Annotated in this window: 10 protein-coding genes; 1 reads left to right on the forward strand and 9 read right to left on the reverse strand. The window is 67.3% G+C overall.

Going from position 1 to position 13,498, the window contains the following annotated elements:
• Positions 1–269 precede the first annotated feature (269 nt).
• Both A1D30_RS00755 and A1D30_RS00760 read right to left on the reverse strand, forming a co-directional pair.
• The gene (locus A1D30_RS00755) at positions 270–1,607 is read right to left on the reverse strand and encodes an ATP-binding protein (RefSeq protein ID WP_063458910.1); all 1,338 of its coding nucleotides are present in this window, start codon (positions 1,605–1,607) and stop codon (positions 270–272) included.
• Complete coding sequence (locus A1D30_RS00760) at positions 1,607–2,266, reverse strand: response regulator transcription factor (protein WP_063458911.1); 660 nt, start codon at positions 2,264–2,266, stop codon at positions 1,607–1,609. Before A1D30_RS00760 ends, A1D30_RS00755 begins: the two co-directional genes overlap by 1 nt.
• Positions 2,267–2,375: 109 nt before the next feature.
• On the opposite strand from A1D30_RS00760, the gene A1D30_RS00765 reads away from it, so the two are divergent.
• Entirely contained in the window at positions 2,376–4,574 is a 2,199-nt protein-coding gene (locus A1D30_RS00765) for a TonB-dependent receptor (RefSeq protein WP_063458912.1), read from the forward strand.
• A gap of 15 nt (positions 4,575–4,589) precedes the next feature.
• On the opposite strand, the gene A1D30_RS00770 is transcribed toward A1D30_RS00765, so the two are convergent.
• The 7 genes from A1D30_RS00770 to A1D30_RS00800 form a co-directional block, all read right to left on the reverse strand.
• Positions 4,590–6,113, reverse strand: a complete 1,524-nt coding sequence (locus A1D30_RS00770) for a DegQ family serine endoprotease (protein ID WP_063458913.1) — start codon at positions 6,111–6,113, stop codon at positions 4,590–4,592.
• 133 nt (positions 6,114–6,246) lie between these two features.
• Positions 6,247–7,236: a hypothetical protein gene (locus A1D30_RS00775; protein WP_063458914.1), complete on the reverse strand. Its 990-nt coding sequence runs from the start codon at positions 7,234–7,236 to the stop codon at positions 6,247–6,249.
• A 77-nt stretch (positions 7,237–7,313) separates the two neighbouring features.
• Positions 7,314–8,426 carry an aldose epimerase family protein gene (locus A1D30_RS00780; RefSeq protein WP_063458915.1) on the reverse strand — a complete coding sequence of 371 codons (1,113 nt, stop codon included), beginning with the start codon at positions 8,424–8,426 and terminating at the stop codon, positions 7,314–7,316.
• Between the two features lie 9 nt (positions 8,427–8,435).
• A complete protein-coding gene (locus tag A1D30_RS00785) occupies positions 8,436–9,365 on the reverse strand; it encodes a DMT family transporter (RefSeq protein ID WP_063458916.1) in 930 nt (309 codons plus the stop codon).
• 199 nt (positions 9,366–9,564) lie between these two features.
• Positions 9,565–11,142: a galactarate dehydratase gene (gene garD, locus A1D30_RS00790; protein ID WP_063458917.1), complete on the reverse strand. Its 1,578-nt coding sequence runs from the start codon at positions 11,140–11,142 to the stop codon at positions 9,565–9,567.
• 34 nt (positions 11,143–11,176) lie between these two features.
• A complete protein-coding gene (locus A1D30_RS00795; protein WP_063458918.1) occupies positions 11,177–12,208 on the reverse strand; it encodes a lactonase family protein in 1,032 nt (343 codons plus the stop codon).
• Between the two features lie 6 nt (positions 12,209–12,214).
• On the reverse strand, positions 12,215–13,498 hold the full coding sequence (locus A1D30_RS00800) for a TRAP transporter large permease (protein WP_063458919.1): 1,284 nt from the start codon (positions 13,496–13,498) through the stop codon (positions 12,215–12,217).

Genomic DNA, 13,498 nt, shown 5'->3' on the forward strand with positions numbered 1-13,498 from the left:
CCCATGCGGCGCATCCGAAGCATCCACTTCATCACGATGGCCCTCCAATGCGATCTCCAAAAAGACCTTGAACAGGCTCTAAGAATCCTTGGAAAGTGGGCCGGGTGCCGGTGGCATTGTGCAGACCGGGCGGCCCGCAGTCTGGCGCGCAGGCGACGCTGGGCCCATCCATGCCCTTCTTTCGCTGAAATTTATGGCTTTTTTGGCCTTCTCCGCGCGACCATCAAGCGCTAATAGCTATCAAATATATAGCAAATAACCCCATACCATCAGCTAAACCGCAGTGTCACCCGCAGCCCGCCAAGGTGCGGAGAGCTGTCCAGCGCCACCACCGCACCATGCCGCTGCGCAATGGCTTGCACGATGGCCAGGCCCAGGCCGCTACCGGGGGCGCCTTCGGCGGTTTCGCGCACAAAACGCTGCATCACGCGCTCGCGGTGCTCGGGGGCGATGCCGGGGCCGCTGTCTTCCACCGTGAGGAGGGCGCGGCCGTGGTCGGTGCTCACTTGCACATCCACCTGGCCGCCGGGCGGGGTGTATTTGATGGCGTTGTCGAGCAGGTTGCGCACCAGCATGCGCAACGCCTCGGCGTTGCCCGGTACGGTGATCGCGTCGGAGTCGAGCAGGCCCACGTCCATGCCCCGTGCCTGGGCGGCGGGCGCCACATCTGCCAGGGCCAGCTGGGCGACGGTGCGCAGGTCCACGGGCTCGGATGCCGTGGAGCTGGCTTCCTGCCGTGCCAGCGTCAGCAACTGCTCGACCAGGCGTGTGGCGCGGTCGATGCCGGCCGACAGGCGTTCGATGGCCTGGGCGCGCGCGGCATCGTCGCCCGCGCGCTGCAGGCCCTGCAGCTGCAGGCGCAGCGCGGCCAGGGGCGAGCGCAGCTCGTGTGCGGCGTCGGCCACAAAATGTTCCTGTGCTTCGAAAGCCCGTTGCACGCGTTCGAACAGCAGGTTGAGTTCGCTCACCAGGGGCTGCACCTCGTCGGGCAGTTGCGCGTCGCTCACGGGCGAGAGGTCGTCGGCCTGCCGCTGGGCGAGCTGGCGGCGCACGCGCTCCACCGGGGCCAGCGAGCGGCTCACGCCCCACCACACGGCCAGCACCAAGAGCGGCGCCATGAAGGCCAGCGGCGCCAGCGTGCGCAGCGCCAGGCTGCGAGCCATGCCCTGCCGCACGGCCATGTTCTGCGCCACCTGGATGACCTGCGAGCGCGTCTGCATCGAGAACACGCGGTAGGTGCCGCCGCGTGCCTGCACGTTGGTGAAGCCCAGCACCGCAATCTGTGGCAGGGCCGCGCCCACAGCGGATTCAAAAATGCGCAGCCCCTCATTGGTCCACACCTGCACGATGAATTCGTGGTTCTCGTCCTCCGGGTCCAGCCCCGGGCCCAGGCCTTGGGCGTCCACCGGCAGGCCCGAGCGCAGGGCCAGCGCGGTCTGCTGCATGTGGTAGTCGAACAGCGCATCGGCCTCGTCCAGCGCGCTGCGGTAGGCCAGCACGCCCTGCACCGCCCCGGCCAGCACGATGGCGGCCAGCAAAAACACCAGCAGCCGCATGCGCAAGGAGCGAGGGAGCAGGCCCCGCAAGGCGTGAGAGAGCTTGTCCATCACATTTTGGGTACGAGATGACCGACGCCGCGCACATTCAGCACCAGCTCGGGCCCCAGCTTCTTGCGCAGGCCGTGGACGTACACCTCCACCGCATTGCTGCTCACCTCATCGCCCCAGCCGTAGAGCTTGTCTTCGAGCTGCTGGCGCGACAGCACCATGCCGGGGCGGGCGATGAGCGGCTCCAGCACGGCCCATTCGCGCCCAGACAGCACCACGGGCGTGCCGCGCACCGTCACCTCGCGCGTGGCGGGGTTGATGCTCACGCCCTGGTGTTCGTACACCGGCTCGGCGCGCCCGGCAGCACGGCGCAGCAGGGCGCGGATGCGGGCCAGCAGCTCGTCCAGGTCATAGGGCTTGAGCACGTAGTCGTCCGCCCCGGCATCCAGCCCCTCGATGCGCTGGGCCACGGCGTCGCGCGCGGTGGCCACCAGCACAGGAGTGCGGTCCTTGCGGGTGCGCAGGTCGCGCAGCACGGCCAGGCCATCGCGTTTGGGCAGGCCCAGGTCGAGCAGCACGAGGTCGTAGGGCTGGGTGCGCAAGGCCGTGTCGGCGGCATCGCCATCGCGCGCCCAATCCACGGCGTAGTGTTCGGCGCGCAGCAGGTCTTGCACGGCTTCGCCGATCATGGGGTCGTCTTCAACCAGCAACAGGCGCATGGCGGCGATCTACGAGGAAAGAAGAGAGCATGGCGCGAGGATAGCGGCTGCCAAGCGCGGCGCTTTGATCCAATTCTGTAATAATAATTATTTTCATTCTCATTTGAAAATGACATACCGCCGAACCGCCTTGCGCAGCCCCGCCGCCCCTTCTTGCACCTTTGCGCCGACCGCGCTGGGCCTGGCGTGCCTGCTGGCCTGTGCGGCGGCGCAGGCTCAGGGCACAGGTGATGCAGCCGCCACCTCGGCCCAGCTGGCCGACGTGACGGTGCGTGCCACCGCGCTGGAGGATGCGGCCGACCTGCAGCTTCGCCGTCCAGTCAGCGGAGGTGCACTGGGGGAGCGCAGTGCGCTGGAGACGCCCTACTCGAGCCGCGTGGTCACGGCCGAAACGATTGAACAGACAGCGCCCAACAAGCTGGGGGATCTGTTCTTTACCGAGGCATCGGTGTCGGACAACAGTGCCAGCGTGGGTGCCTGGGCCAGCTACCTCACGGTGCGCGGGCTGGATCTGGACTGGCAGAACGCCTACCGCATCGATGGGCGCCCCTTCATCAGCTACGTGACCACGCTGCCCTACGAACACATGGAACAGGTGGAGTTGCTCAAGGGCGCCACAGGCTTCATGTATGGCTTCGGCAGCCCCGGCGGCCTGGTGAACTATGTGACCAAGAAGCCGCCCGCGAGCGCGGCGGCGGCCGAGCGCAGCGTGGGCCTGGGCATAAACTCGAAAAGCCTGTGGCGCGCGCACGCAGACCTGGGCGGACGTGCAGGTGAGGAGGGCCGCTGGGGCTACCGCCTGAACGCAACACATGAGCAAGGCAACACCTTCAACGACGGGCATTTGCGGCGCAACGCGGTATCGCTGGCGCTGGATGCCCGGCTCACGCGCGACCTGAGCTGGGAGTTCCAGTCGCTCTACCAGGATCGCCTCTCGCGCGATGCCGAGCCCACCATCACCACCGCATCCCTGGCAGGCACGCGGCTGCCTTCGCCCATCGCCAATGACAATGGCCGTCTGGTGGGGCCGGGCAACTTTGCAGACAACACGTTCCAATATGTCTCCACGGGCCTGAAGTACCAGATCGCACCCGACTGGCAACTGCGCAGCAGCTACAGCTACAGCTACAGCGGCACGCGCACGCGGCGCAATGAGACGGTGCTGGACCTGCTGGACGCCGCAGGCAATTACCGCAACGACCGCTCGGACTATGGGGAGTCCTACCAGTTCAGGCACCTCGACGCAGTGCTGCAGGGGCGCCTTGTCACCGGCGCGTTGCAGCACCAGATCGTTGCCGGCGCCGCATGGCAGGAGCAAGCCAACGACTACTCTGCCAACGGGTTCTACGGCACCGTGGGCACCGGCAACCTGGGCAGCCAGAACACCCTGGGCTACATCAGCCAAGGCGATCTGGCGAGCCTGGGGCTGTACCGCGCGGCGGAGGTCACGCAAAAGGCCGTGTTTGTGAGCGACACCATTGCGCTGTCTCCCCAGTGGTCTGTTCTGGCAGGCCTGCGCTACACCCACTACACGCAGCGCGGGTTTGCCACCGGTGGTGCAGAGACATCGCGCTACAGCAAGTCGGGCGTAATCACGCCGTCGCTGGCGCTGATGCACCACCTCACGCCTCAGACCATGGCCTATGCCAGTTTCGTCGAGGCCCTGCAGCCGGGCACCTCGGTGGGCAACCCGGCCTACACCAACTACGGCGCGCTGCTGGACCCGCTCAAGAGCCGCCAGTATGAGGTGGGCATCAAGACCGAACAGGCCAGCTGGGCAGGCACGGCGGCGCTGTTCCGCATCGAGAAAAAGGCCGAGTACGTGGCGGTGAACGGCGGCGCGAGCACCGTGGTGCAGGACGGGCAGTCCACCTTCCAGGGTCTGGAACTGGGCGCCACGGCACGCCTGGGCGCCCAGTGGCGCCTGGGCGGCAGCTTGATGCTGCTGGACAGCGAGTACGGACAGGGCAACGCCCACACCGGCAACCGCGTGGTGGGCGCACCCAAGACCGTGGCCACGGCCCAGCTGGCCTACCGGGTGGCACAGGTGCCTGGGCTGCAACTCACGGCGGGCATCAAGCACACGGGCAACACACCGCTGCGCCCCTCGGGCGAACTGAGCACGCCGGCCTTCACGCTGCTGAACCTGGGCGCCACCTACGACACACTGATGGGCGGCTATGCCACCACCTGGCGCGCGTCGATTAACAACGCGGCGGACAAAAAATACTGGCTTTACCAGTACGCCAACTACGTGAAGGCGGGCGATCCGCGCACCTTCAACCTGAGCGCCACGGTTCGGTTCTGACAGCGCGCGCAAGGATTACCCCAGGCGCACCGGCACAAAAATCTTGTTGCCGTCGCGCGCGATGAGCAGCGCCACCGACTTGCCTGCCTTGGCCATGGCCGCGCGCACCTGCTCGATGTTCTTGGCGGGTGCGCCGTTGATGGCCAGCAGCACGTCGCCCGGCTGCACACCGGCGGCCGCAGCGGGGCCACGCGCCTGCTCAATCACCAGGCCCTCGCTCACACCCACCTCCTGGCGCTCCTCGCGCTCCAGCGGGCGCAGCGACAGGCCCAGCTGGCCCTTGCCCACGGCATCGTCGTTGCGCGCCTGCTTGATCGCCTTGTCGCTGGCGTCGCCCAGGGTGGCGGTCAGCTCCACGGGCTTGCCCTGGCGCCACACCGACAGCTTGGCCTGCTGCCCGGGCTGGGCCTGGCCCACCCAGGCGGGCAGGTCGCCCGAGGCCACGATGGGCTGGCCGTCCACCTGGCGGATCACGTCACCCGCCTGCAGGCCCGCCTTCTCTGCGGGGCTGCCCTTGCTGACACTGGCCACCAGCGCGCCTTCGGGCTTGTCGAGGTTGAACGACTCGGCAAACGCCTGGTTCACCTCTTGCACCGCCACGCCCAGTTGCGCATGGCGCACCTTGCCGGTGGCGACGATCTGGTCCTTGATCTTGGCGGCCAGTTCGATGGGGATGGAGAAGGACAGCCCCTGGTAGCCGCCCGAGCGGCTGTAGATCTGCGAGTTGATGCCCACCACCTCGCCGCGCGCATTGAACAGCGGGCCGCCGGAGTTGCCGGGGTTCACCGCCACGTCGGTCTGGATGAAGGGCACCAGGCTGTCGTCGGGCAGCGAGCGGCCCTTGGCGCTGACCACACCGGCCGTCACGCTGTTTTCAAAGCCAAAGGGCGAGCCGATGGCCAGCACCCATTCGCCCACCTGCAGGTCACGGGTGCTGCCCAGGCGCACCATGGGCAGATCTTTGGCGTCGATCTTGAGCACGGCCACGTCGGTCTTGGGGTCGGCGCCCAGCACCTTGGCGCGGAACTCGCGCCGGTCGGTGAGCTTGACGGTGACATCGCTCGCGCCCTTGACCACATGGGCGTTGGTCAACACCAGGCCGTCGGGGCTGACGATGAAGCCGGAGCCCTGGCCGTGCGTGGGCACGTTGGGCTGTGCCTGGGGGCCCGCGCCGCCCGGAAAGCCGAACTGGCGGAAGAATTGGTAGAACGGATCGTTCGGGTCCATCTGCGGGCCCCGGCCCTGGCGCGCGGTGGGCTGGCCTTCGTCTTCGCCGTCGTCATCGGCCATCGCGGTCTTGGTGCTGCCCGTCACGCTGATGTTGACCACCGCCGGGCCATTCTGCGCGGTGATCTGCGCAAAGCTGGGCAGCGCGCCGCCAGGGGCGGCCGGGGTCTGCGCCACGATGGCGGGGGGCTGCGTCAAGGCGCGGGCCTGGTGCCCGGTGATGAGGCCCGCGCCCATGGCGCCCACGGCACCGGCGGCCACCAGGGCCAGAATGAGGCGGCGGGGGGTGGAGGTCAGCGTGGTCGTGTTCATGGTGGTATACCTTTTCCATCGGAGTTGCGATGGAAGGCAGTGTGGGCACGCACGCTTAGACGAAACTTAGGCGCCGCCAGGAGACACCGGGAGGCACCACGCAAGACCGGGAGAAGGCCGTGACGGCCGCAGGCTACGCCGCCCCGCGCCCCTTCTGGCTCTCGAAGTAGACCACCTTGCGCGCGCGCATCACGTCGCCCAGCGGGCGGTGCGCCGCCAGGGCCTGCCAGGGGTCGAACACGGCAGCCTCGACCTGCGCGGCCAATGTGGGGTCGGCTGCAGGGTCTTGGCGGGGCAAGGTCAGCCGGGCCACGGTGGTGTAGGGCGTGGGCCAGTCCACGCTGGCGTCTTCAATGGGGGTGCTGGCTTCGTCCACAAAGGGCTGCAGCTGCAGGTCCCACACCAGGTCCTGCTGGCGCAGGCGGGCGGAAAACTCGGCGTTCCAGTCGTCCTGCACCTGGGTGACCGGCGCGCCGTTGGAGACATGGGGCACCAGGCGCACACGCACCGCATACGGCCCGCACGCAATGGGCGCGGCGCTGTGCACGGCATGCGCGGCAAATCCGCCAAAGGGCCGCCCAAAGGTCTTGACCGTCTTGGCGATCTGCCTGGCGGCCCCCAGCAGCCCGTGGCGCTGCACCAGAAACTTGATCAGCGCGCCACCCCCATGCGATGCCGCCACCACAAAGTCCACGAACTCGCCACTTTGGGGGAAGGCAAACTTCTCCTGGTTGATGAGCAGGAAGTCCTGGCTTTTGGCGGGTCCGTTGCCCAGGGCGGAATCGCCCTGCACCCCCAGCACGCTGAAGGCAAAGCCCCGGATGTCCGGCTTGCGGTCGGAGGTGGTGTCCATGCCGCCATTGCTCAGCCGCACCCGCACTTCGTACGACCCGGGCTGCGCAAACAGCCCCTGGGCCGCAAACGCGGGCAGATCGCCCAGCACCTCCAGCTGGCCCCAGGCAGCTGTGAGCTGCTTGCGGTGCAGACCCCGCCCCTTGCCGTATTTTTGCGACTTGCGTGCCTGCAATTCGGCAAACTGGCGCGCATACCCGGCAAAGCGCTGCGCTTCGTCGGGAGCCACCACTTCTTTCCAGCCGGTGCTGGGGGTGTAGCGTGTGTCCATGGGCCACCTCTCGTTTGAAAGCCAGCGCGCATGGTAGCGCGCCACACCCCAAACCGGCACCCCCTGCAGCCGATGCGCTACAGGCTCAAGAACCGGTACACAATGGCCCCCTGCACCTCCTCGCCGGGTGCGAGCCACCGCACCGGAAAGGCGCGGTGGTTGGGCGCATCGGGGTACTCCATGGGCTCCAGGCAGATGCCGTCGCCCGGCTGCCAGAGCCAGCCACCCAGCCCTGCCCCACGCCCCCGGTCCCGCGCAGGATCGGCCTTGAGGCCATGGCCTGCGTACACCTGCACACCGGGCGCAGTGCTCCAGACCTCCATGGCGCGGCCACTCACCGGCTCGCTGAGCAGCGCGGCCAGGCGCAGGCCGGGTGGGGTGGTGGATGCAGCCGGGGCGGCATGGAATGCGCCCGGTTCATCCAGCACCAGGTAATGGTCCAGCCCACCGGCCAAGGCCAGTTGCTCATGGGGCTTTGCGATGGCCTCTTCCACACGGCGGGCCTGGCGGAAGTCGAACAGCGTGCCCGGCACACCTGCCAGCGCACCTGTGGGGCACACATCGGCGGCCAGTGGCACATAGCGGCTTGCGGGTACCTGCAAGCTGTGGCCATGGGTGCTGCCCTGGCCTGCCAGGTTGAAGAACGCATGCCCCGTGAGGTTGAGCACCGTGGGCGCGCGCAGCGCCATAGCCGTCCAGGCGATGTGCAGCGCGTTGTCGGCCGTGACCTGCAGGTGCAGCTGCACATGCACATCGCCCGGTACGCCATCGTCTTCGGTGCGAAAGGTGTGGCTCAGAGTGAGCGCATCGGCCTGCACCTCATCCACCGCAAACACCTGGAAGCGGCTGCCACGCGGCCCGCCGTGGTGGTGGTGTGGGCCGCTGTTGGTGGGCAGCTGCAGGTGCGAGCCATCGGGCAGGGTGAGCGTGCCCGCACGCAGCCGCCCGGCCCAACGGCCAATGAGTGCACCCATGGAGAGCTGGCCGTCCAGGTAGCCCTGCAGGCTGTCATAGCCCAGCGCCACATCGGCCAGGGCGCCCTGCCCGTTGGGCACCGCCACCTGCACCAGGCGGGCACCATAGTTGCTCACGGCCACCTGCAGGCCGCCCGCGCCGTGCAGGGTAAACAAATCGGTGCGCTGGCCATGCAGGTCGCGCTGGAATGCCTCGCGGGAGAGTGTGTAAGCCATGCACCGAGTCTATTTCGTGAAGCTGGCTGCGTCGCGCGTGACCAGCCAGATGCCCCCGCACACCAGCACCAGGGCCAGCAGGTTCTTCCACTCCACCAGCGCTTCGCCCAGGAACAGCGCTGACAGTGCCGCGCCGAAGATCGGCACCGTGAAGTTGAACACCGTGACCTGGCTCACGCGGTTGTGCTTGAGCAAAATGCTCCACAGCGAGAACGCGGCCGACGACAGCAGCGCCAGGTACACCAGCAGCGCGGCCGAGGCCCAGGTGAAGCCCGTGAGCGAACCACCCAGCGCCCAGCCGATTGCCAGCAGCGCCGCGCCACCCAGACCCAGCTGCCAGCCTGTCATCACCACCGAGTCCATGCGCTGTGACACCTGTTTGCCGTAGATGCTGGCAGCGGCCAGCACCAAGGCAGCAATCACCACAAAGCCCTCGCCCAACAGCGTGAAGTCCATGTCCAGCGTACCGCGCCCCAGGTTCACCACCATCACGCCCGCAAAGCCCACCAGGCAGCCCCACAGCTTGGCGTGGCTCAGGCGGTCGTTGTGATAGACCCAGTGGGCCAGCAGCACGCTGAAGAAGGTGCCGGTGGCGTTCATGATGGAACCCTTGACCCCCGTGGTATAGGCCAGCCCCACGTAGAAGAACACGTACTGCAGCGTAGTCTGCGACAGCCCCAGCACCACCAGCTGGCGCGCGCTGCCCGCACCCAGGTTCACGACGGCCTTGCGCTGGCTCAGCGCCCAGGCCAGCAGGATGAGCCCCGCCCCCAGGAAACGCCAGCCCGCGAACACCAGCTGCGAGGGGATGTCGGTGCGGGCAATGCCGAACCAGGCGTAGCCGGTCTTGATGGCGGGGTAGGAGCTGCCCCAGAGCAGGCAGCACAGCAGCGCCAGCGCCACCACGACCTTGCGGTCGGAAAATCGGGTGTGACCCATGGGATTCGTCTTTCTCAAGTGAAAAAGCCCGTGCAACGACGGGCTGTAGGGCTGAGGTTGGGGAAGACAGTCTCGTACCGATCTGCATCCCCAAAACCCCAACCGTTCACGCTGAGCCTGTCGAAGCGCCGCGCAAGGCTTCGACAGGCTCAGCCCGAACGGTTGGCTGGATGGGCGGGAGTTCCGATCAAGGCCCCTATCAGGTCACCGGCGCCGGATTGAACAGCACCAAGGCGTTGTGCAGCTTCCACTGCTCCGCCCAGGTCTTCTTGCGGCCACTGGCCACATCGAGCAGCAGGTGGAACATCTCCCAGCCCAGCTCCTCGATGGAGGCTTCGCCATCCGCTATCTTGCCCGCGTTGATGTCCATCAGGTCATGCCAGCGGCGCGCCAGGTCAGTGCGCGTGGCCACCTTGACCACCGGGCATTCGGCCAGGCCGTAGGGCGTGCCCCGGCCGGTGGTGAACACGTGCAGGTTCATGCCTGCGGCCAGTTGCAGCGTACCGCAGATGAAGTCGCTCGCGGGGGTGGCGGCGTACACCAGGCCACGCTGGTCGCGGCGCAGCTTTTCGCCGGGGGCCAGCACGTGCGAGATGGGCGCGGTGCCGCTCTTGATGATGGAGCCCATGGCCTTCTCGGCGATGTTCGACAGCCCGCCCGCCTTGTTGCCGGGCGTGGTGTTGGCGGCGCGGTCTACGCGGCCACGGTCCAGGTAGCGGTCGTACCAGCCCAGTTCGCGCACGATGGATTCGGCCACTTCGGGCGTGGCAGCGCGGCTGGTGAGCTGCTCCACGGCGTCGCGCACCTCGGTGTTCTCGCTGAACATCACCGTGGCACCCGCGCGCACCAGCAGGTCTGCGCAAAAGCCCACGGCCGGGTTGGCGGTGACGCCCGAGAACGCATCGCTGCCGCCGCACTGCACGCCCAGCACCAGCTCGCTGGCCCGGATGGTCTCGCGGCGGCGGGCGTTGAGGCGTTCGAGGTGCGGACGCGCGCTCTGCACGATGTGGTCGAGCATGGACATGAAGCCCACATGCTCGTCGGCCTGCAGGCACACCGTCTCGGGCCCCAGGGCTGCATCGCGCTCGTCGGCGATGGGGAAGCTGCCCGCGGGTAGGAGGCGGTCAGGCTGCAGCTTTTCGCAACCCAGGCTGACCACCATGACCTCGCCACCGAAATTGGGGTTGAGGCTGATGTTGCGCAGCGTGCGGATGGGGATGATGGCGTCCGGCGCATCAATCGCCACGCCACAGCCGTAGGTGTGTTCGAGGCCGATCACGTCGTCAACCTGCGGATACAACGGCAGCAGTTCGTCCTTGATGCGGCGCACCGCGTTGGCCACCACACCCGCCACGCACTGCACGGTGGTGGTGATGGCCAGGATGTTGCGTGTGCCCACCGAGCCATCGGCGTTGCGGTAGCCCTCGAAGGTGTAGCCTGTGAGCGGCTCCAGCACCGGCGGCTTCACCGTGGCCATGGGCAGGCCTTCGAGCGCGCGGGCCGAGGGCATCTGCAGCAGGCGCTCGTGCACCCAGCTTCCCGCCGGGATGGCCTTGAGCGCATAGCCGATGGGCACGTTGTAGCGGCGCACCACGTCCCCTTCGGCCATGTCCGACAACGCTACCTTGTGGCCCTGCGGCACCTTGTCACGCAATGTGATGCCTGCGCCTGGCACGCCGGGCGGCAGCACCGTGCCGGCAGGCAGGCCCCCGTCGTTGGCGACGATGGCGACGTTGTCATCCGGGTGCATGCGGATGGTGAGGGCGGGTCGGTTCATCGGTGGCGCGGTCTCGTCAATTTATGCAATCTCATCAGGCATCAGGCTGCATGGGCAGCACGGTGATCCAGTTCGGGTTGAGCCCCACATCGTGCTCGGCCACCTGGGTCAGGGCCCCGCTGCCAGGCGCGATCAAGTGCACACCCACGCGGTGGCTGATCTGGCCTGCGGCAATCAGGTGGCGCCCGTCCGGAGTGATGACAAAGCCCCGTGGCTGCAGTTGCGTAGACCAGTAGTCGATGGGGGCCAGCCGGCCGGTGACCGCATCGACGGCAAACCCGGCCAGGGTGTGGCTGTTGCGTTCGCTGGTGTACAGCCAGTGGCCATCAGCGCTCAGGTGCAGGTCTGCGCCCCAGGCCGGGCCTGTGGAGCCCGGTGGCAATGTGGGCAGGCTTTGCAGCAGCTCCAGGCCGCCGCTGGCTTCGTCCCAGCCCAGCACATGCACGCAGGCATCCAGCTCCCCCAGCAGGTAGATGCGGTCGCCCCGCGCGTTGAAGCGCAGGTGCCGAGGACCTGTGCCTGCTGGCAGGGCGAACACGGCAGGGTCGGTGGGTTGCAGCGCGCCCGTGGCGGCGTCGAATCGGTAACGGTGCAATTGCCCGCCCCCCAGTGAGGCGGCCAGCACGAAGCGGTTGCCGGGGCTGGCCAGCGCACTGTGGGCGTGGCGACCGGTGGCGTATGTGGTGGCACCACGTCCCGCAGCGACCACCCCGTCGGCAGCGATGGCCTGCACTGCGACCAGGTCTGCGCCGTAGGAAGCACTCAGCAGCCAGCGCCCCGTGCCATCGGTCGCCACATGGGCCATGCTGGCGGGCAACGCAGCCTCGCCCAACACCTCAGCCCGGCCCGCGCGCGCATCCACCGCCAGGGTGACCACGGCCAGCGGATCGCTACGGCGCGCCACATACAGGCGCTTGCCGTCCGGGCTGAGCGCCATGGGCATGAGCTGGCCGCCTAGCGCCAGGACCTGCTCAGTGCGCAGCAGCCCCGTTTCGGAGGACAGATGCAGTACGTGCAGTTCGCCGCTGTCCGCGCAGGAGACAAATACCAGGGTGTCGTTGTCCATGCCCGCTCACAGTCCCATCGCGCGGGGCAGCCACAGCGAAATCGCGGGCACGTAGGTCACCATCAGCAACACCACAAACAGCGCCACAAAGAACGGCATCATGGCCCGGGTCACGATGCCCAGCGGCAGCTTGGCTACGGCAGCCCCGGTAAAGAGCACCGTGCCCACGGGCGGCGTGATGAGGCCAATGCCCAGGTTGACCATCATGATCATGCCGAAGTGCACCGGGTCCACACCCAGCATCTTGACCACCGGCAACAGGATGGGCGTGAGGATAAGGATGAGCGGGGACATGTCCATCAGGCAGCCCAGCAGCAGCAGCATGATGTTGATCATGGCGAGGATGACGTACTTGTTGTCCGACAGGCTGGTGAGGAAGGCTGTGACCTTCATGGGGATCATCATCATCGTCATGAGGTAGCCAAAGGCCGCCGCAAAGCCGATGAGGATCATCACCACCGTGACGGTCTTCACGGTGCGGTGCACCAGCTTGGGCAGGTCGCGCCACTTGTAGTCGCGGTAGATGAACATGGTCACGAAGAACGCCCACACCACCGCAATCGACGCCGACTCGTTGGCCGTGAACACGCCCGACAGGATGCCGCCCAGGATGATGACCATGGTCATCAGGCCCCACAGCGCCTCCACACAGATCTTGAGCGCCTGCTTGAGCGGGATCACCTCGCCCTTGGGGTAGCCTTCCCGGTGCGCGGTGAACAGGCACAACGCCGCGAGCGTGAGCCCCATGAGCAGCCCCGGCAGCACGCCGGCCATGAACAGCGCGGCAATCGACACCGTGCCCCCTGCCGCCAGCGAATACAGCACGGCGTTGTGGCTGGGCGGGATCAGGATGGCCTGCACCGAACCGCTGACCGTGACGGCCGTGGCGAACGGGCGCGGGTAGCCTTTCTTTTCCATCTCGGGAATCAACACCGAGCCAATCGAGGCCGTGTCAGCCACCGACGAGCCCGAGATGGCGCCAAAAAACGTGGACGCCAGGATGTTGACCAGCGACAGCCCGCCTCGGATAAAGCCCACCAGCACGCCCGCAAACGCCACCAGGCGCCGCGCCATGCCGCCCTCGGCCATGATCGCGCCAGCCAGCACGAAGAACGGAATGGCCAGCAGCGAGAACTTGTTGACGCCCGAAGCCACCTGGATCATGACCGCGTCCAGTGGCAGATCGATCCACAGCGCGCCCGCCAGCGCAGACAGGCCCAGCGAATACGCAATCGGCACGCCGATCATCATGAGCACAAAGAAGGTGCCCAGCAGTACCAAGGTATCCAT

The organism is Acidovorax sp. GW101-3H11, assembly GCF_001633105.1.
In the GTDB taxonomy this organism is placed as follows: domain Bacteria; phylum Pseudomonadota; class Gammaproteobacteria; order Burkholderiales; family Burkholderiaceae_C; genus Acidovorax.

Excerpts from the sequence above, each read along its gene's own strand:
- A1D30_RS00755 (WP_063458910.1), bottom strand. The coding sequence starts at position 1,607 with ATGGACAAGCTCTCTCACGCCTTGCGGGGCCTGCTCCCTCGCTCCTTG.
- A1D30_RS00760 (WP_063458911.1), bottom strand. The coding sequence starts at position 2,266 with ATGCGCCTGTTGCTGGTTGAAGACGACCCCATGATCGGCGAAGCCGTG.
- A1D30_RS00765 (WP_063458912.1), top strand. The coding sequence starts at position 2,376 with ATGACATACCGCCGAACCGCCTTGCGCAGCCCCGCCGCCCCTTCTTGC.
- A1D30_RS00770 (WP_063458913.1), bottom strand. The coding sequence starts at position 6,113 with ATGAACACGACCACGCTGACCTCCACCCCCCGCCGCCTCATTCTGGCC.
- A1D30_RS00775 (WP_063458914.1), bottom strand. The coding sequence starts at position 7,236 with ATGGACACACGCTACACCCCCAGCACCGGCTGGAAAGAAGTGGTGGCT.
- A1D30_RS00780 (WP_063458915.1), bottom strand. The coding sequence starts at position 8,426 with ATGGCTTACACACTCTCCCGCGAGGCATTCCAGCGCGACCTGCATGGC.
- A1D30_RS00785 (WP_063458916.1), bottom strand. The coding sequence starts at position 9,365 with ATGGGTCACACCCGATTTTCCGACCGCAAGGTCGTGGTGGCGCTGGCG.
- garD (WP_063458917.1), bottom strand. The coding sequence starts at position 11,142 with ATGAACCGACCCGCCCTCACCATCCGCATGCACCCGGATGACAACGTC.
- A1D30_RS00795 (WP_063458918.1), bottom strand. The coding sequence starts at position 12,208 with ATGGACAACGACACCCTGGTATTTGTCTCCTGCGCGGACAGCGGCGAA.
- A1D30_RS00800 (WP_063458919.1), bottom strand. The coding sequence starts at position 13,498 with ATGGATACCTTGGTACTGCTGGGCACCTTCTTTGTGCTCATGATGATC.